Here is a 17,484-nt window from a genome sequence, read left to right on the forward strand (position 1 = left end):
GTACATCGAATGATCCGTCTCTTGCAACGCATGGATGATGCCCAGCCTCGGCACGCTGAGGGTGGCGCATCAGCCCCCCTCCCTGCCCTGCGCCCAGTCACCTTGCTGGCCGATGCCGATGAGTCTGCTGAAACCGCCCTGGAGGACTGGTCGCGCGGTCTGGACTGGGTTCATTGGCTCTTTTCCAGCATTCGCCAAAGGCTCCCAGGCATCCACTTTCACGCGCTCCATCTGCCGCAGCCCTCCTTGTATCCTCGCGCCCCCATCACCCAGCAAGCCCTGGCTGCGCGTTGGGAAAACTTCACCCAGCAGGACCTGCGAGGCTCTCTGGGGCAGGGTCTCATCCAGGCCTGGCAGGCAACCCAGGCGCAGGATCTCCCACGCTTGCTTGAGCTGGATGCACAGTTTTCCATCACCCTTTCACCTGCCAGTCGTGAAACCAGCGCTGAGGCAGGCGCGCGCCTTTTGCAAGGCACCCGAGGAGCCCGTTACCAGGGCATTCTGGGACGTTACCGCACACTTCAAGAAGAAGGCCAGACGGCGGGACACTTCCTCATCGTTTGGGCAGCCGTGGCCCATTTTTTCCAGCTCAGCCTCGCCAGCGTCATTGCCGAATACATTCGCTTGGAATGGGACCTTGCCACCCGGCATTTGCCGACTCCCATCGCACCCATCCGGGACGAGTCCATCGCAACCCTGACCAGCCAGCTCATGCACACGCCGAGGATCGGCCTGCAATTGTTGGGCACCGAAGCAGATCAAATCAATGGATCAGCGGCAGAGCCCGTTTCCCAACAGGCTCCCTGATTACTCGATCGGGATGCGATTCAGCGTGTAAGCAGAAAGCCGATGCCAAAGTGGGGTGCCGTCCTTGGCATTGACCTCCGGCAGCTCGAATTCGTGGACAAACCCCACGCGGAGATTGGCGCATTTCACCGTCAAACTCAGCCCGTCCTTAGAAAGCTGCCAGTCACTCAGTTTCAGCGCCGCAGCATCCACTTCAGGACTCCCATACTTGGCGGTAAAAAGGTAAGTGTAGCTTTGAGCCTTCGTCTCGGTCCAGTTGGCAGGCTTGATGGGGCGCGTGAAGGTAAAACGAAAACCATCTTTCAGAGCCTGCAACTTCTGCACTTCCAGAGGTTTTTTTCCCGTGGGCACCAGACGCTGGATTCCAAAAGGCCGATTCCCATAACTGTTCCATCCACGATTGGACTGGCCCACCACCATGGAACCATCCTGGAGAAAATTCAGCGTCAATACCGCGCTTTGCAGTCCATTGATGAAGGGGAAACAGGCCCCCTGATACTCGCCACCCACCTTTTCCAAAGCCACGCGGTTCACACCAGACAGCACGAACTCCCCCACAAAAAGCTGCTTTTCAAAAGGGCCGAATTTGCCCCCCGTCTCATCGCAACGCAAACCCGTGGGACTCTGGCCTAACTTCACGTATGGAAACCAGACCGCCGGCGGGGTGTAATAGGGCAACTGCTTCATCGCCTCCGCCACGGTGATGCCATCCGGCTGTTTGCCTTCCGGCGGCGGGATCGGTGAATCCGCCCGCTTCATATCCACGAGAGAATCCGCGTGGCTAAAGTACGCTCCTTTGCGGATGTGGACCAACGGGTTGGTCGGCATCCAGTTGCCCTGCTGATCGGTGGCAAAGATGTCTCCTTCCGCATTCAAGCCGATGCCGCACGGGCTGCGGAATCCTGCACTAAATCCCGTCGCTTGAGTGCTGCCTTTCGGCGTAATGACCGACCAGCCACGCCAGAGTGGATGCACACCTTCCTCCCCTGCCCCAGCCCACTTTTTGCCCATGGAGCAGTTCAGCGTGTTGTGCATGTTTCCCTCACGATCAAAGACAGGACCGTAAGCATACTCGTGGTAAGCACCCGAAACACCCCAGCCCTGACCCACGGTCTGGTATTCATCAGCCAGCCCATCCCCATCCGTATCACGCAGACGCGTCACCTCAGATCTTTGGGTCACATACAGCGCCCCCTCATACCAGGCTAGGCCTAGGATCTCATGCATGCCAGAGGCAAAGAGCTTGTACCCCAAGTTCTCCACCGTCGCAGGTTCAGCCTGCGGGTTCTGGATGATCCACACCTCGCCTTTACGGATGGCTACCGCCAGCTTCCCATCTGGCAAAACAGCGAGGCCACTCGCCTCCAGATTCGTGCCTTTAGGCACCGCGTACGTGACGATGCGATAGTAGGGGTTCGGCTCTTCAGCGGGCAGCAACGGTGCCACCAGCAGGGTTAAAAACGGGATCATTCCAGCCCACTGATTTTTCAGCTTCGCTGGAATCCATCGGCTCACTCGTTGGAAAGACATTACCATGACAGCACCTCCCTAATCACCTTGCCATTGATCTTGATTTCGTGGTCGAATCCTTTGCCATCGGGAGCTGGTTTTAAGGTATCCTCCACCGATTGACCATCTTGCTGATACAGGAAGGTGGGCACACCGACCTTATCCAGGCGGTAACCTGAAAACACTCGCTTCCCTGTCGCCTGAGGTAACGCTTTGAGGTCTGTGCCCAACGGCTTGATCGGCAGCATCTCGCGGCTTTGCCAGTTGCTCATCGCATCTAGAAAACGCCCCCGCCACACCTGCGTCCAGCGCACCTGTACGGCATCAAAGGTGGCATGCAATCCCTGAGGAAAACCGACGGCGATGGCATGACTGCCCGCACCTTCAATAAAGCTACGAAAAACGATGGGACGCCCCGCCTTTTCAGGCTTCAGTTCAAAGTCCTCCGTGGACAAAAGCCCCTCTGGCAGAGGCTGCCCATCCAATTCCTTGAGATAGATCCAAATGGACTCGATCTCTTGATCCGCCTTCTTTCTTCCCATGAACATCGGTGGCATCATGGTGCCAGGCTGCGTGGCCTGAGGATTGAGCAACAGCTCTTTAAAATACTCTGGCTGGAGCCGCTCCACCGTGTGGGTCAGACGGATCACCGGAGGCCCCAGCGATTTACGCTCCTTCAAACCATGGCAAGCCACGCACGCGAGACCAGTCGCACCCATGAGCTGCCGCCCACTTTCCGCACGGTGATGTTTTGCCAGCCCACTGATGTCAATGGCCACGGGCTGTTCCCGCTTATCCGCCTCGGGCAAAAGGTCTAACAACATCTCTGTCTGCGCCTGACCAAAATTTGGCATTCGCGTGTCCATGTAGGGCCTCACACTCCCCCCTTCTCCCCATAGCACTTTTGTAAGCCAACCCTTCGTCAGTTTACGACCCACGTGGTCTAGATTCGGTGGTAAGTGCGCCAGTTCGCCGAGCGATTCAGCACTGCCATCATTGGAGCCGAAATACTGAGCCCGTGGGTCTTCTGGGCCGCCTTTGCCATCGCGATCATGGCAGGCATAGCAGTTCAGTCGTGTCATTTGCCAGTCCACCTTTTGCTCTGCCGTCATGGCTGGAGCCTCTTGTTTCTGAATCGCCGTAATGGCGAGACGAAGGGCACGTTTCTGCAGCTCATTCAGGTCAAAGCGAGGGATGCCACTAGGCTGGATGGCAGCTAGACAACCGGCGTCCACTTTCAGCCCAGCTAGCGCTTTGGGTTTTGATGCTGAGACTTTTGTGTCCCCCGTAGGCAAGACATCGGTATGGCAGGCCACACAATTCATCTGAGCGAAAACCTCACGGCCCTTCTCCACTCCCTGTTTAGGCAGCTTCAGTGCCGCACGTTCCGCCGCCACTTCCACCTCGCGCCCCAGGTGCATGTAGGCGGCAATGTCTGCGGCCTCTTGCAGGCTTAGCCTCATGTTTGGCATGCGACCTGAAGGACGATGGGAAAGAGGATCAAAAAGAAACTCGGTAAGTGCATCCGCCGAATAAGCCTCGGCCAAGATCAAAGGCACCGAACCCAAACCTGGTTTTTCGATCTCGGCATCTGCGGCAGCCTTGGCTGGTCGGTAGTCTGTGGCGGGTTCATGGCAGGCCACACAGCCCACTTTATGATAGAGATCCTTTCCACGTGCCATGTCTCCAACCGGCATTTTCGGGGTGGCCGGATTCAGCGAACTGAGAAACTCCGTCAAAGCTTCCACCTTCTCAGCATCCCCCTCTTCACCAGCAAAGAGCCCCGGCATTTGAGTACCTTTTTTGCGATGCTGCGGACTACGAATCATCATCCACAAATTGTCGGCATCCAGCCGAGCCCCCACTTTAGATAGGTTTGGCGCAGGCTTTGGAGCCAAACGTTCCTGCCAGGATTTCGGCGGCACATGACAAGCCGTGCAATTCAGTTCCCCTAACAATAAGTATCCACCTTCCACCACATGCTCATCAGGATCTTGCGGCAGGTTAAACTGGTCAAAGTTAAAAACATAAGCATGGTTGATCGGCTCTGCCTGCAAAGGATGCGCATGGGCAGAGCCGCCGAAAAACGCCAAGGGCGCCAAAACGGCCATGAGCTTGGTGGTGCGGGTCATAGTGGGTGACTTGGCGTTTTCTCGATCATCTGCTAGATGCCCATTTTCGCGCGCTCGGCGTCCAGCGCCTGGATCCATGGGCCGATGAAGTGGCCACTGTCATGATAAGTGCGGCCAGAATACATGTGCTGATCAATCACGCAGGGCTCATTCACGTAAATACCGCCGCAGATTTCCAGGTCGAATTTGCACTTGGCCACCGTGGCCATACGCAGCCCTTTCACGATGTCTGCACGAGCAGGAATCTCGACACCGTGACACACACTCGCACAGGGTTTTTTCTGTTCCCAGAACCACTTGGTGATACGCAGCAGGTCTGCGTCTTCACGGATGTACTCAGGGGCACGACCACCGCTGAAAAAGATGCCCACATAGTCTTCAGGATTGATGTCTTTGAAGGCGATATCGGCATCAATGCTGTAACCTTCCCACTCTTTCGTGATGGTCCAGCCAGGTTTCACCTCATGCAGCACCATCTGGTACTTCCGTTTTTCCGGCGCAGCGACGATGGGCTTATAACCACCTTCAATCAGTCGGTAAAAAGGATAAAGGGTATCAACAGTCTCGGTGGCATCACCGACGATCAGGAGGACTTTGGCTTCGGACATAGAGGGATGGGACAGGGTCTTTTACAGGGTTGGGGGAGGTGACAGAAAGTTAAATCAAACTGTCGAGATGGTTTTTAGCTCGCACGATTTCAGCGGTGGTTTCCGCAGCCGTGGGCAAAATGGGAATGCCTCGAGGAGTGGGGTGCATGAAGATCTCGGTAGGGCCGGTGAAATTCACTTCGCGGAGCGCCTGCAAAAGGGGCTTCCAGTCCAGCTTGCCGCGACCAGGCATCTGTTGGATCTCTTCCTCTTTCGGCATCGGCTTCATGCAGCCAAGGCCGTGTTCCCAGGCATAAAACAACGTCATTTTTTGATCAATGTGGCGGATCAAATCTGAAAGCAGTTGGGTGTCTTGAGGTAAATGGTAGGGCGCCAGTGCAATGCCGATGCCCGGCAAGTCACGGATATCATCAGCCAGCCAGCGCAGGGAGTCCGGCGTATCAATCAAGTTATTGATGTGGTTCTCGATGCCGATCTCCACACCGTTCTCGGCAGCCAAAGCGGCATGGGGTTTCATCTTCTCGACAAAGGCCTTCACATTTAGGCGCAGTTGCTCCGGGGTCACCTTATACTCGCCCGTGCCGCCGGTGACGATGAACGTGCCACCTAGTTTTTTCACTAGCTTAATCTCTTCCGTCAATTTGAGGGGTCCCAGATCATACCGCGTGCTTCCGCCAAAGCTGACGCCGTTTTGCTTCAACAAATCGGCAAACTTATCATGCCCCATGGCATCCAATTCCTCACGCTGTGTACCATGCTTTTTTGGCCAGAGTTCGATGCCTGTGGAACCCGTCTTTTTGACTTCAGGCAGGATTTCCGTCAGCGAAAGATTACCATACATGGCGGAGGCCAGCATGTAGTTCAACTTCCACGGAGTGGGGGCAGCCCAGGCAGGTGCAGCCGTCAGCGCGGCTAGGGATTGGAGGAAATGACGGCGATTCATGGTTGTGCGCTATTGAACGAGGGGAAATGACAGGATTCATTCAGACTTTAAAGCACCTTCTTCAGATTTTGCGGCGCGGCTAAACGTTCATCATGGCCACACAGATGTCGCCTCATTCCTTTTGCACCACCTTCCGGTCCCGCCTAGGGTCAGACCATGAATCGTACTGTCTATGGCTGTCTTTTAGCCGCCCTCGCCGTTTTCTTGCTCGTTAGCCTCAGTCTCAATGCTGTGCAGTTTATGGCCCTTGTGGGTGAGCAGTTTGCAGGCATGCCCCTGCCAAAAGAAAACCTCACCGAAAAAGTCGAGGTGGAAGGCAAGGCGAATGTGTCCGACAAAATCGTCCACCTGGACCTGGAAGGCATCATCAGCTCCATGAGCACTGGAGGTTTCTTGGAAAACGCCCTGCCTAGCGTGGAGATCATCAAACGCAGCTTGGAACAAGCTTTGGCAGATTCAGAAGTGAAAGCCATCGTCCTGCGAATCAATTCCCCGGGAGGTGAAGTAACGGCCTCAGATATCATCTATGCGGCTGTGAAAAAGGCCGCCGCGCAAAAGCCAGTGATCGTTTACATGGACTCCGTGGCTGCCAGTGGTGGTTATTATGTGGCCTGCGGCGCGACTAAAGTCATCGCTAGCGAGACCACTCTCACCGCTAGTATCGGCGTCATCATGGAGTCCATCAATTACCATGAACTGTTTGGCAAAGTCGGCCTAGGTTCACAAACTTTCACCAGCGGTGCTTTCAAGGATACCCTGAGTGGCGCCCGCCCGATGCGCGATGATGAAAAATTGTATATTCAGGGTCTGGTGGACACAATGTATGACCGCTTTTTAAGCATTGTGTCTGAAGCCCGCAAAGTTCCCAAAGATGTACTCAAAAACACCGTCGCCGATGGCCGCGTCGTGACAGGTCGCCAAGCCTTGGACGCAAAGCTGGTGGACCAGATTGGTTACATCGAAGATGCCTACGCTTTAGCGAAACAACTGGCCGATGCGCCCGATGCAGCCGTGGTAAAATACCAATCCATCCCCAGCCTCTTCAGCGTTCTCGGAATGGCATCAGCCAAAGCTCAGGCTCCCACTAAAGTCGAACTCGACCTCACGGGCGGTGTCTTCCCCAAGCTGCAAGCCGGACTCATGTATTACCTCCCTGGTTCCTACCTCCGCTAAGTTTACGCACGCTTTTTTTATGGATGCTCCCACCATCGGCGTTTTACGCGATGTCACCCTTTTGGTTTGGCTAGCGCTGCTTATCGGAGTGGCTGCCTATAAATGGATCCGCCAGACCCGGCCGACTGCCGCCTGGAACTGGGAGGGTCGTGTGGATGCACGCCCCTACCAGATCTCAGATGCCGTCATCGTTGGGGCACTTTCTTTGATGGTTCTCATAGGTCTTCAGCGCGCCACGCCAAAGCCGATGGAAACAGCCGATGAACTCAACGCCGTCAGCATGTTCATGAGCATCGTGCTGCAACTTCTCGTCTGTGCAGTCCTGCTGTTTTACATCCGTGCCGTTCGCAACCTGAATCCGCTGGAAATTTTTGGGCTCAGTCGCTTGCCGCTGCATCACATTGGCGCTTACGCCCTGGTCTTGATGATTCCCACTTTCATGATCGTCATGGCGACATCCGCAGGCGTGACTACCTGGATGGAGGGCTTTTGGCCAGAGCTTCAACAACAAGCCTCCGTGGAGGCTTTTCGAACCTCCAAGGATCCCATGGCCAAAATCATGCTCGTCATTGCGGCAGTCATCGTAGCACCCATCGTCGAAGAAACCGTTTTCCGAGGTTTCATTTATGGTGTGATCAAACGATTTACCGACAGTTACTTTGCCGCGCTTTGCTCCGCACTGCTTTTTGCCGCCATCCATCTTCACATCGGCAGCCTCATTCCATTGAGCGTACTGGCCCTGATTTTCTGCTTCGCTTATGAACGCACAGGCAGCCTCGCTGTGCCTATGACCATGCATGCCATATTTAACGGCAGCAGTCTCCTGCTCATGATCCTTTCCCCCAACTTGAATGATGCAAACCCTGGCTGACATCGGCGAGGACGAACTCATTCGCCAATTTGTTCGGGGGCTCAAACAAGATGCCAGTGTCATCGCTGGTCCGGGGGATGATTGTGCCGTGGTTCAGGGCAGTCGTGAGGCCCTAGTTCTCAAAACAGACACCGTCGTCGAAGGCGTGCATTTCACGGAGGCCACTCCTGCCCGGCTCATTGGCCGCAAGGCTATGGCACGCGTGATCAGTGACTTCGCCGCTATGGCCGCCACTCCGCGCCATGCCCTCATCACCTTCATCGCACCGCCTCATATCCCGGTGAAACGGGCCCTAGAAGTGTACGCAGGCCTGCGCTCCATGGCGGAGTCTTTCGGGATCAACATCGTCGGCGGTGAAACGTCCCGAGGAAATCAACTCATCCTCACCGTGAGCATGACTGGCACCGCGCCTAACCATCAATGGATTTCCAGAAACCAGGCCCGCGTGGGCGATGACCTCTATGTGACGGGCCGCCTAGGTGGCTCCATCCAGGGTAAACACCTGAAATTTACCCCACGCATGGCCGAGGCTCATTGGCTGGCCAAAAACCTCAAAGTGCATGCGATGATGGATATCAGCGATGGCCTTGCTCAAGACCTACCCCGCCTCGCCAACGCTTGTGGGCTGGGGTTTGAGGTGGACTTAGCAGCCCTGCCTCGCACCCCAGGATGCACACCACAGCAGGCCTGGGGTGATGGAGAAGATTACGAACTCCTGCTGGCCATTTCGCCCAAAACCTCAGCCCAAAAACTTGAGACGTGGAAAAAAACTTTCCCCAAACTGAAGCTCACCCGCATCGGTCATTTGGTAGAAAAACAAGACGCCCCACTTGCCCCTAGCGGCGGCTGGCAGCATTTTCGTTCCTGATTGCATGATGGATTCCGAAGTCACCTTGTCCACGCCTGAGGCCACCCTGGAATGGGGTGCCGAGTTGGCCCGCACCCTGCAACCCGGAACCGTCATTGCCCTGTGCGGTCATCTAGGAGCGGGCAAAACCCAGGCTACGAAGGGCATCGTCAGCGGATTCAGTTCCCGGGCGGATGTCACCAGCCCTACTTTTACCCTGGTGCATGAATACCTGGACGGTCGCGTGCCCATTTTCCATTTCGACTTTTATCGCATGGATACGGCCCAGCAGGTCCTCACCGTCGGCTGGGATGACTTCCTTGATGAACCTGGCGTGGTCATCGTGGAGTGGGCCGATTTATTTCCTGAGCTCCTGCCAGATCACACCCGCTGGTTTCATTTCACCTCCTTGCCCACGGGCGAAAGACGGGTGAAGGAAAGCGATTCCGCCCCCGCATGATCTCCCCTCGCACCATCCTCGCTCTCGACCTCTCTTCCACTCGCGGAGTCATTGCTGTGCTGCGGGGCACTGAGATTCTTTTTGAGGCGGCCTTTACTGCTGAGCGCTCTCACAATGCCCAGGTCTTTGCCCCGCTCGGACAGGCCTTGGACGCCATCGGCGCAGAGTCTGCCATCATGGTCATTGGCACAGGACCAGGTTCCTACACCGGCGTGCGCATCGCCATCGCCGCAGCCCAGGGCATCGCTCTTTCACGCGGATGGCCCGTCTTTGGCTGGCCCTCCATCACCAGTGGCCCTCTGGCCGATTACCATGTGATCGGCGATGCCCGGCGCGGCATGTTTTATCTCACCTCCGTGAAGCAATCCACGTTAGGCCCCATCGAGATCGTGGATGCCGCTGCGGCTCAAGCCGCTGTCGAAGCAGGCGGCGATTGGTTTAGCTTCGATGCGAAGCCCCCCCTCGCTTTGCCGCAGGTCCAACTGTGTCCCCCCGACGCTGGCAAGTTGGCCCTGATTGCCTCAACGCTCCCCGATGAAGTGATCAAAACCTTAGCAGCTCAGTCACTGGAGCCTGTTTATTTGCAAGAGGCCTTCATCACCACGGCCAAAAAGGCAGGCAAAAAAGTCCCCTGCGTGGCCCAGCCGATCTGATTCCTTCGTGGCAGAGAAGACGGGGGTAGAAAAAATCTTGTCCAAAGAGTGCCCGCAGCAGACTCTTGGCTTCGCATGAACCGCCGCCACTTCCTTACCACAGCCCTTGCCGCCACGCTAGCCCCCATCGCCGCCCAGCAAGGTCGTGCTCCGCGCATCATCCTACGCTCCTCCTGGCAGACGGTAAACATTGGCGACATCGCCCACACCCCCGGCGTCCTCGCCCTCCTGGAAAAACATCTTCCTCATGTCGAGGTGCGTCTGTGGCCCAGCAAGGTGGACAATGGCGTGGACGAAATGCTGATGAAGCGTTTCCCAAAATTGGTTATTCTCAAGAAAGAAGACCTCAAGCAGGCCTTCGAAGAATGCGATTTCCTCCTGCACGGTTCCGGTCCCTCATTGGTCGCCCAAAATGATGTGGTGAAATGGAAAGAAGCCACCGGCAAACCTTACGGCGTCTATGGCATCACCGTCGCAGCCCAGGGCTCCACCTCCACCAAACCCGCCTCCGAAAGCTCCATCGCCAAGACCATCTCAGTTCTCAGTGGAGCCCAGTTCGCCTTCTTCCGCGACACCGTTTCTCTAGGCCTTGTCAAGAAGCTCGGGTGCACCTGCCCCATCCTTGAGTTCGGCCCAGATGGAGCTTTCGCCACCGATCTGCGCGATGATGAAAAGGCCCTCGCCTTCCTGAAAGAGCATGGCTTGGAAGAAGGCAAATTCCTCTGCTGCATCGGCCGCCTGCGCTTCACGCCCTATTGGAAAATGAAGCCCGGCGTGAAATTCGATGAAACAAAACAGAAACGCAATGACGCCATGAAAGAGCACGACCTGGGTCCCCTGCGCCAGGCCATCATTGAGGTGGTCAAACAGACCGACATGAAGGTCCTGCTCTGCCCTGAAGACTCCAGCCAAATGGAGGTCAACAAAGAGAACTTCTACGACAAGCTGCCCGAGGATGTGAAAGCCAAGGTCGTCTGGCGGTCCACGTATTGGCTCACGGGTGAAGCCCTGAGCACCTACGTGAGAAGTGCCGGCCTTTTCGGTGCCGAAATGCACAGCCCCATCATGTGCATCGGCAATGGCATCCCGGCCATCGTCTGCCGCTGGACGGAGCAAACCAGCAAGGGCCTCATGTGGCGTGACTTTGGCCTAGGCGAATGGCTCTTCAACATGGACGAAGAATCTGAAATCCCCGGCATCGTCCCCGCAGTCGTCGCCATGGCCAAAGATCCCGCTGCCGCCAAAGCCAAAGCCCTCAAAGGCCAAGCCATCGTTCACGAACGCCAGCGCCTAACCATGGAGATCGTCGGCAAAATGTAAAGTGAGGCGGGCACTCCTGCCTGCCCCATTTAAACTGACGGGGATTCATCTCAAAACCTTAGCTTACGCAGGTCCTACGGCTAGATTTAAAATCACTCCATCATTCGCTTTATGCATCTCTAGGAGCACCCTCGGAACATGAAGAAAATAGCTATCCCAGCTAGAAGCAGATAGAGCAACCACTTCCCCAGCCGCGCGCAGCCAGCCATTCGGTTGATCTGCGTTTCGCTCGCCTCATCCAATGTGGGTTCCGAAACGGGAGGCTGTTCGATGTCGTCCTCTTCCATTTCAGCGTTGTATTCAATACGCCATCGCCTGTCGAGACAATCCTCGGCAGCCGCCAGTCATTCTAGCCCTTGAAGGAAAGCGTCTGCTCGCAACGATTGCTTACTTGCCCATCCAACCCCGTCCCTGTGACAATGAATTTCCCCATGCGCAAAAGCATCCTTTTCTCCCTCATGATCCTCATCGGTGAAGACTGGGCCAACGCCCAGCAAAAGACGGCCAACTACGACGAGTCCAAGATCCCGCCCTACACCCTGCCCGCCCTGCTGACCGCGCAGGATGGCAGCAAGATCTCTTCCGCCGAAGGCTGGACAAACACCCGGCGCCCCGAAGTGCTGGCTCTTTTCCAGGAGCACGTGTTTGGCCGCACCCCGGCAAACTGGGGCAGGGTGAGCTTTGAAACCCGCGAGGTCAAAAAAGACGCCCTTGGAGGAAAGGCCACGCGCAAGCTCATCCACATCGCCCTGCCAGAGCATCCCACTTGGGCCGGCATGGAGGTGATGCTTTACATCCCCAATGGCCTTTCCCAGCCCGCCCCTTGTTTCGTCGGCCCCAGTTTCGGTGGCAACCATGCCGTCAGCACAGAAACAGACGTTCCTCTTTCCACACGCTGGATGCGCCCCAGCAAGGACAAGCACATCGTGGACAATCGTGCCACCGAAGCCAGCCGTGGCAATGAAAGCAGCCGCTGGCCCCTGGAAATGATCATTGGCCAAGGCTTCGCTGTTGCCACCTACTACTATGGGGACATCGAGCCAGACCACGCCGACGGCTGGAAGGAAGGCCTACGCGCCATCCTGAGCAAAGACGGGGCGAACACCGAATGGAAAAATGGCGACTGGGGTGCCATCGGCGCTTGGTCCTGGGGCCTTAGTCGCATCGCCGACTACCTGGAAACCGACGATAGCATTGACGCCAAAAAGCTCGCCGTCATCGGCCATTCGCGCCTGGGTAAGACCTCTCTCTGGACTGGAGCGCAGGACCAGCGTTTCGGCGTCGTCATATCTAACAATTCAGGCGAAGGCGGCGCAGCCCTCATGCGCCGGAATATTGGTGAAACCACCGCCATCATCACCAAAGCCTTCCCTCATTGGTTCACCAAAACATACACCAGCTACGCCAATAACGAAGCCGCCTGCCCCATTGACAAACACATGCTCATCGCCCTGGCCGCACCCCGTCCCATCTACATCGCCAGCGCGGTGGAGGATACCTGGGCAGACCCCAAAGGCGAGTTCCTCTCCGGCCTGAATGCAGAGCCTGTGTATGCCCTTTTTGGCCAAAAAGGCTACGGGGTCAACGAACAACCCGGGATTGATAGCCCCGTGGGTGATGCCATTGCCTATCACATCCGCACAGGGAAGCATGATGTCACCAGCTATGACTGGGAGCAGTATCTGCGATTTGCCAAAAGACACTTCAACAAGTGACTGCCGGGAAAATGCAGCCTGAAAAATAAGTCTTTCAGATACGATTAATTTGCCGATCTTTCGGAATCGTTTATAATTATTGGAATGAAGGCCAGTTTTCAGGCAGCCGAACCCCAACCCCTCGTCCGCTCAAAGACACGCAGGGCTCGTCATCATCCACGCCCAGGACGGCTGGTCAGTGTCTCCCTTTTACTGTTCCTTTCCTGGCTTGGCATCGGGATTTTCATCGCCTCTGCCATCGCCATGTGGCGCACTGGAGACAGCCTGGCGGGCTGGTCCGCGCTAGGAGGACTGGTTCTTTTCACCCTGGGACGCATCTCCAGCTTCGTCCTCGGACGGCATGTCAATTGCACCCTTTGTCATGGCCCCGTGCTGCATGAAAAACGCTGCCACAAGCACGCAGAAGCTTTTAAAATCACCCCACTTTCCTACCGCTCTTCGACCGTTGCGGCCATCCTCAGCACGGGCGGATTTCGCTGCATGTACTGCGGCACGCCCTATCGGCTGAAGAAGTAAGCCTGCTAAATCGCTTAAAAATCCCCGACGAATCGGTTTTTGCAAAAGATGACGTGACGTGTATGCTCGTCATTCGTAATTCTTTTCGTTCCCCCTCCAATTCATGTCAGAAGACCCCACACCCAAAAACGAAGGCCCAAATAGGCGCAATCAAGAGCCCCAGTTTAACTGGAGGGGCTTTCTTTTGCTGGCCATGGCTGTCTTGTTGATGGCCACCGCGTACGTCACCAGCAATCCAAGCTCCCGCTCCAAAGAGATTTCTTACAAGGCTTTCAAGGAAATGGTCGAAAAGGACCAGATTGATAGCAGCAAGGATCTTCACCTGATCCAGCAGGATACCACCACCGCCGAGTTCATCGAAGGTTTTGCCTTTATCTCTGCCGTGGATGCTGCTGCGAAGCCTGCCACAGTGCCACCGGTCACCCCTGAAGCGAAGCCAGCTACGCCTGCGACTTCGGTGCAGTTTAAAGTGCCTGTGAGCATTCAATATCAGAAGGAAGAGTTGCAGGCTCTCATGAAATCTAAAGGACTGGTCCTCATCCCCAAATATGAGAACAATCAGTGGGGATCGGTGCTGGTCTCAATGCTGCCCATTTTGCTTCTTTTGTTCCTTTTGTATTTCTTGGTCCGCCAGCAGATCAAAAGTGCAGGTCGGGGTGCATTGAGCTTTGGCAAAAGCAAAGCCAAGATGCTTTCCCAAGATCGTAACAAGGTCACCTTCAAAGATGTGGCCGGTGTCGAAGAAGCCAAAGAAGAAGTGCAGGAGCTAGTTGAGTTCCTCAAAGATCCCAAGCGCTTCCAGCGTCTGGGGGGGAAGATCCCCAAGGGCGTTCTCATGGTGGGTTCCCCCGGCACTGGCAAGACTCTGCTGGCCAAAGCCATCGCAGGTGAGGCGGATGTGCCTTTCTTCAGCATCAGCGGTTCTGACTTCGTCGAAATGTTCGTCGGTGTCGGTGCCAGCCGTGTGCGTGACATGTTCGAACAGGGCAAAAAGAATGCGCCTTGCCTCATCTTCATTGACGAAATCGATGCCGTCGGTCGTCATCGCGGCCATGGCATGGGGGGTGGTCACGACGAACGTGAGCAGACCCTGAACGCCCTCCTGGTGGAAATGGATGGCTTTGATACCCAAGAAGGCATCATCATCATCGCAGCCACAAACCGTCCAGACGTTCTTGACCCAGCCCTGCTTCGTCCAGGTCGTTTCGACCGCCAGGTCACCGTCAGTCTGCCCGACGTGAAAGGGCGTGAGGAAATCCTCAACGTCCATGCCAAGCGCGTGAAACTCAGCGAAAACGCTGACTTATCCAAGGTGGCTCGCGGAACTCCTGGTTTCTCCGGGGCCGAGCTTGCCAACGTCATCAACGAAGCCGCCCTCTTGGCAGCCCGCAAAAACCTCAAGTCCATCGGTACGCCTGAGCTGGAAGAGGCCCGTGACAAAGTCCGTTGGGGCCGTGAACGCCGCAGCCTGGCTCTGAGTGAGAAAGAAAAGGAAAACACCGCCTACCATGAAGCTGGCCACGCCATCCTCATCGAAGTGCTGGAGCATACCGATCCCCTCCACAAGGTCACCATCATCCCTCGTGGTCCATCCCTAGGTTCCACCATGTGGCTGCCTGAAGAAGACAAATTCACCCACCGCAAAAGTGAGCTGCTGGATGACCTCGTCGTCGCCATGGGCGGCCGTGTGGCTGAAGAGATCCAATTTGGCGACGTGACCAACGGAGCCATGGGAGACATCCGTCAGGCCACGGCCATCGCTCGCAACATGGTTTGCGCTTGGGGCATGAGCGATAAAATGGGCATGGTTGAATACGGTGAAGGTGAACAGGCTATTTTCCTGGCACGTGACCTTGCTCGTAACCGCAACTACAGTGGTGCCACCGCTCAGAAGATTGATGAAGAAGTGAAAAACTTCATTGATAGCGCTTACGCCAAGGCCAAAGAAATCCTCCTTCACCACAAAGATAAGCTGGATGCCATCTCTGCGGCTCTGTTGGAGTATGAAACTCTGGATGGATCCCAGATCAAAGAAATCATGCAGCATGGCTACATGATCAATCCACCCAAGGACAAACCGAAGCCACCCACACCACCACCACTTCCGAAAGCTGCCGACACACGTCCCGTGTCTCAGGATGAAGAAGACCTCGGTGGCCTTCCTGGCGGTCTCGCTGGCGTCCCCGCCTGATCCATTCTTGAGGAAGATTTTTCTCTCCTTTGAGCGGTGACGTGTGAAGCGCGTCACCGCTTTTTTGTTTTATCTACAAGGCTTCTGAACATCCTCATGATCTCAGTCGCCATCGTTTCAAAGCCCTCATTCTCCCGTGGCGATTCCCCGGATTCCATGCCAGGATAATGATCCCTTTCAAGGCTCTGCACCTTTCGATTTCCGCCCCTGCCCCCTCATGATTGATTCTGACATCCAAGCTGCCATCCACGACATGGGCCGCCGCGCCCGCGCCGCATCACGCGAACTGGTGAAGCTAAGCACGGAACAAAAAAACGCCATTTTGCTGGCCATGGCCGATGAGATCCAGGCCCGGGAAGCTACCATCCTCACAGAGAATGCCAAAGACCTTGCCCGAGCCGAAGAAAACGGCTTGTCCAAGGCCATGTTAGACCGCCTCACTCTGGATCCCAAGCGCCTCACTGCCATTGCTGAGGCGGTGCGTGAAGTAGCCACCCTGCCCGATCCCGTCGGCGAAATACTCACAGATTGGACCCGCCCCAACGGCCTCCACATCACCAAAAAGCGCGTCCCCATCGGTGTCATCGGCATCATCTTTGAATCTCGGCCTAACGTCACTACCGACGCGGCCAGCCTCTGCTTCAAGACTGGCAATGCTACCCTTCTACGTGGTGGCAGTGAAGCCATCCATTCCAATGTGGCCCTCGCCGCAGCCCTCCAGGCAGGCGGAGAGCGCGCCGGCCTGCCTGCGGATAGCATCCAGCTCATCCCATTCACCGACCGCGCCAGCGTGGAGCACATGGCCCGCATGGATCAATACCTGGACCTCATTATCCCACGTGGCGGCAAAGGCTTGATCGAAAAAGTCGTCGCCACCGCTCGCATGCCCGTCATCAAGCACTACGATGGTGTCTGCCACGTGTACGTTCACTCCGATGCGGATCAAGAGATGGCCGCCAGCATCATCCTGAATGCTAAGACACAGAAGCCCGGTGTCTGCAATGCCCTGGAAACCATCCTGGTCCATCGCGATATCGCCACCAACTTCTACCCTTTGGTAGGCCAAAAACTGGCCGCCGCACAGGTGGAAGTCCATGCGGATTCCGAAGCCCAAAGTTTGTTAGGCATCGCAAACATCCCTGCGACTGAGCAAGACTGGAGCACCGAGTGGTTGGATCTCATTCTCTCTGCCAAGACGGTCTCAGGTCTGGATGAAGCCATCAACCACATCAATCAATACGGCAGCCACCACACAGACAGCATCGTCACAAATGATCGTGCTGTGGCTGAACGTTTCCAGCATGAAGTGGACAGTGCCGTGGTTCTCCACAATGCCAGCACACGCTTCAATGACGGCGGTGAATTCGGCTTTGGCGCAGAGATCGGCATCAGCACGGACAAGCTCCATGCCCGTGGCCCCATGGGCCTCGCCGAACTCTGCAGCTATAAGTACCTCGTGGATGGCAGCGGTCAGGTGAGGTAGTAAAGGCATGCAGACGGAGGGAGGCTCTGGAGCGCGGACCTCCGAGTCCGCAGCAGGTCGCTGCGGGCGTGATTATGAACTGCTCATCAAGACCGCCCTAACGCCAGATCAGTGCGGCTGAGCATCCATTTCGGTAATATCAGCAGACCGCTCGAACGTCAGTTCACATATCAGCCCATCTGCGGGTTTGGAAATCCGCGCTCCGCTGGACTTCGGTGCATCGCCAACTTGTAACAAAAAACGGCAGTCAGTTTCC

The 17,484-nt window shown here is 56.0% G+C and carries 15 protein-coding genes; 11 read left to right on the plus strand and 4 right to left on the minus strand.

Going from position 1 to position 17,484, the window contains the following annotated elements; genetic code table 11:
- Window positions 1-9 precede the first annotated feature (9 nt).
- Window positions 10-807: an urease accessory UreF family protein gene (locus HNQ64_RS19495; protein WP_184211834.1), complete on the plus strand. Its 798-nt coding sequence runs from the start codon at window positions 10-12 to the stop codon at window positions 805-807.
- Here the strand turns inward: HNQ64_RS19495 and HNQ64_RS19500 are convergent, their stop codons facing one another.
- From HNQ64_RS19500 to HNQ64_RS19515, 4 genes are read right to left on the minus strand one after another with little or no spacing between them, the layout of a single operon-like run.
- Window positions 808-2,277: a hypothetical protein gene (locus tag HNQ64_RS19500; RefSeq protein ID WP_184212226.1), complete on the minus strand. Its 1,470-nt coding sequence runs from the start codon at window positions 2,275-2,277 to the stop codon at window positions 808-810.
- Window positions 2,278-2,336: 59 nt separating this feature from the next.
- Window positions 2,337-4,448, minus strand: coding sequence for a c-type cytochrome (locus HNQ64_RS19505; protein WP_184211836.1), 2,112 nt, complete (start codon window positions 4,446-4,448; stop codon window positions 2,337-2,339).
- A gap of 32 nt (window positions 4,449-4,480) precedes the next feature.
- A complete protein-coding gene (locus HNQ64_RS19510) occupies window positions 4,481-5,056 on the minus strand; it encodes a DJ-1/PfpI family protein (protein ID WP_184211838.1) in 576 nt (191 codons plus the stop codon).
- 49 nt (window positions 5,057-5,105) lie between these two features.
- The gene (locus tag HNQ64_RS19515; RefSeq protein WP_184211841.1) at window positions 5,106-5,999 is read right to left on the minus strand and encodes a sugar phosphate isomerase/epimerase family protein; all 894 of its coding nucleotides are present in this window, start codon (window positions 5,997-5,999) and stop codon (window positions 5,106-5,108) included.
- A gap of 156 nt (window positions 6,000-6,155) precedes the next feature.
- On the opposite strand from HNQ64_RS19515, the gene sppA reads away from it, so the two are divergent.
- The 10 genes from sppA to HNQ64_RS19565 all read left to right on the plus strand — a co-directional run bounded on the left by sppA (window position 6,156) and on the right by HNQ64_RS19565 (window position 17,228).
- Window positions 6,156-7,172 (plus strand): signal peptide peptidase SppA, encoded by a 1,017-nt coding sequence (gene sppA / locus HNQ64_RS19520; protein ID WP_184211843.1) that lies wholly within the window; start codon window positions 6,156-6,158, stop codon window positions 7,170-7,172.
- A 19-nt stretch (window positions 7,173-7,191) separates the two neighbouring features.
- On the plus strand, window positions 7,192-8,043 hold the full coding sequence (locus HNQ64_RS19525; protein ID WP_184211845.1) for a CPBP family intramembrane glutamic endopeptidase: 852 nt from the start codon (window positions 7,192-7,194) through the stop codon (window positions 8,041-8,043).
- Window positions 8,024-8,911 carry a thiamine-phosphate kinase gene (gene thiL, locus HNQ64_RS19530; protein ID WP_184211847.1) on the plus strand — a complete coding sequence of 296 codons (888 nt, stop codon included), beginning with the start codon at window positions 8,024-8,026 and terminating at the stop codon, window positions 8,909-8,911. Before HNQ64_RS19525 ends, thiL begins: the two co-directional genes overlap by 20 nt.
- Before the next feature lie 4 nt (window positions 8,912-8,915).
- Window positions 8,916-9,350, plus strand: coding sequence for a tRNA (adenosine(37)-N6)-threonylcarbamoyltransferase complex ATPase subunit type 1 TsaE (tsaE, locus tag HNQ64_RS19535; RefSeq protein ID WP_246431136.1), 435 nt, complete (start codon window positions 8,916-8,918; stop codon window positions 9,348-9,350).
- The gene (gene tsaB, locus HNQ64_RS19540) at window positions 9,347-10,003 is read left to right on the plus strand and encodes a tRNA (adenosine(37)-N6)-threonylcarbamoyltransferase complex dimerization subunit type 1 TsaB (protein WP_184211849.1); all 657 of its coding nucleotides are present in this window, start codon (window positions 9,347-9,349) and stop codon (window positions 10,001-10,003) included. Before tsaE ends, tsaB begins: the two co-directional genes overlap by 4 nt.
- A gap of 75 nt (window positions 10,004-10,078) precedes the next feature.
- A complete protein-coding gene (locus HNQ64_RS19545; protein ID WP_184211851.1) occupies window positions 10,079-11,323 on the plus strand; it encodes a polysaccharide pyruvyl transferase family protein in 1,245 nt (414 codons plus the stop codon).
- A gap of 431 nt (window positions 11,324-11,754) precedes the next feature.
- Window positions 11,755-13,038: a glucuronyl esterase domain-containing protein gene (locus HNQ64_RS19550; RefSeq protein ID WP_184211853.1), complete on the plus strand. Its 1,284-nt coding sequence runs from the start codon at window positions 11,755-11,757 to the stop codon at window positions 13,036-13,038.
- An 84-nt stretch (window positions 13,039-13,122) separates the two neighbouring features.
- A complete protein-coding gene (locus tag HNQ64_RS19555; RefSeq protein WP_184211855.1) occupies window positions 13,123-13,554 on the plus strand; it encodes a hypothetical protein in 432 nt (143 codons plus the stop codon).
- Window positions 13,555-13,657: 103 nt separating this feature from the next.
- On the plus strand, window positions 13,658-15,745 hold the full coding sequence (gene ftsH / locus HNQ64_RS19560) for an ATP-dependent zinc metalloprotease FtsH (RefSeq protein WP_343075909.1): 2,088 nt from the start codon (window positions 13,658-13,660) through the stop codon (window positions 15,743-15,745).
- A gap of 217 nt (window positions 15,746-15,962) precedes the next feature.
- Entirely contained in the window at window positions 15,963-17,228 is a 1,266-nt protein-coding gene (locus HNQ64_RS19565; RefSeq protein ID WP_184211857.1) for a glutamate-5-semialdehyde dehydrogenase, read from the plus strand.
- Window positions 17,229-17,484 lie beyond the last annotated feature (256 nt).

The organism is Prosthecobacter dejongeii (assembly GCF_014203045.1).
GTDB lineage: Bacteria > Verrucomicrobiota > Verrucomicrobiia > Verrucomicrobiales > Verrucomicrobiaceae > Prosthecobacter > Prosthecobacter dejongeii.

What these genes read in the sequence shown, in the direction of transcription:
- tsaE (WP_246431136.1), top strand. Translation starts at nt 8,916, where the DNA reads ATGATGGATTCCGAAGTCACCTTGTCCACGCCTGAGGCCACCCTGGAA.
- HNQ64_RS19525 (WP_184211845.1), top strand. Translation starts at nt 7,192, where the DNA reads ATGGATGCTCCCACCATCGGCGTTTTACGCGATGTCACCCTTTTGGTT.
- tsaB (WP_184211849.1), top strand. Translation starts at nt 9,347, where the DNA reads ATGATCTCCCCTCGCACCATCCTCGCTCTCGACCTCTCTTCCACTCGC.
- HNQ64_RS19505 (WP_184211836.1), bottom strand. Translation starts at nt 4,448, where the DNA reads ATGACCCGCACCACCAAGCTCATGGCCGTTTTGGCGCCCTTGGCGTTT.
- ftsH (WP_343075909.1), top strand. Translation starts at nt 13,658, where the DNA reads ATGTCAGAAGACCCCACACCCAAAAACGAAGGCCCAAATAGGCGCAAT.
- thiL (WP_184211847.1), top strand. Translation starts at nt 8,024, where the DNA reads ATGATGCAAACCCTGGCTGACATCGGCGAGGACGAACTCATTCGCCAA.
- HNQ64_RS19550 (WP_184211853.1), top strand. Translation starts at nt 11,755, where the DNA reads ATGCGCAAAAGCATCCTTTTCTCCCTCATGATCCTCATCGGTGAAGAC.
- HNQ64_RS19515 (WP_184211841.1), bottom strand. Translation starts at nt 5,999, where the DNA reads ATGAATCGCCGTCATTTCCTCCAATCCCTAGCCGCGCTGACGGCTGCA.
- HNQ64_RS19510 (WP_184211838.1), bottom strand. Translation starts at nt 5,056, where the DNA reads ATGTCCGAAGCCAAAGTCCTCCTGATCGTCGGTGATGCCACCGAGACT.
- HNQ64_RS19500 (WP_184212226.1), bottom strand. Translation starts at nt 2,277, where the DNA reads ATGATCCCGTTTTTAACCCTGCTGGTGGCACCGTTGCTGCCCGCTGAA.
- sppA (WP_184211843.1), top strand. Translation starts at nt 6,156, where the DNA reads ATGAATCGTACTGTCTATGGCTGTCTTTTAGCCGCCCTCGCCGTTTTC.
- HNQ64_RS19555 (WP_184211855.1), top strand. Translation starts at nt 13,123, where the DNA reads ATGAAGGCCAGTTTTCAGGCAGCCGAACCCCAACCCCTCGTCCGCTCA.
- HNQ64_RS19565 (WP_184211857.1), top strand. Translation starts at nt 15,963, where the DNA reads ATGATTGATTCTGACATCCAAGCTGCCATCCACGACATGGGCCGCCGC.
- HNQ64_RS19545 (WP_184211851.1), top strand. Translation starts at nt 10,079, where the DNA reads ATGAACCGCCGCCACTTCCTTACCACAGCCCTTGCCGCCACGCTAGCC.
- HNQ64_RS19495 (WP_184211834.1), top strand. Translation starts at nt 10, where the DNA reads ATGATCCGTCTCTTGCAACGCATGGATGATGCCCAGCCTCGGCACGCT.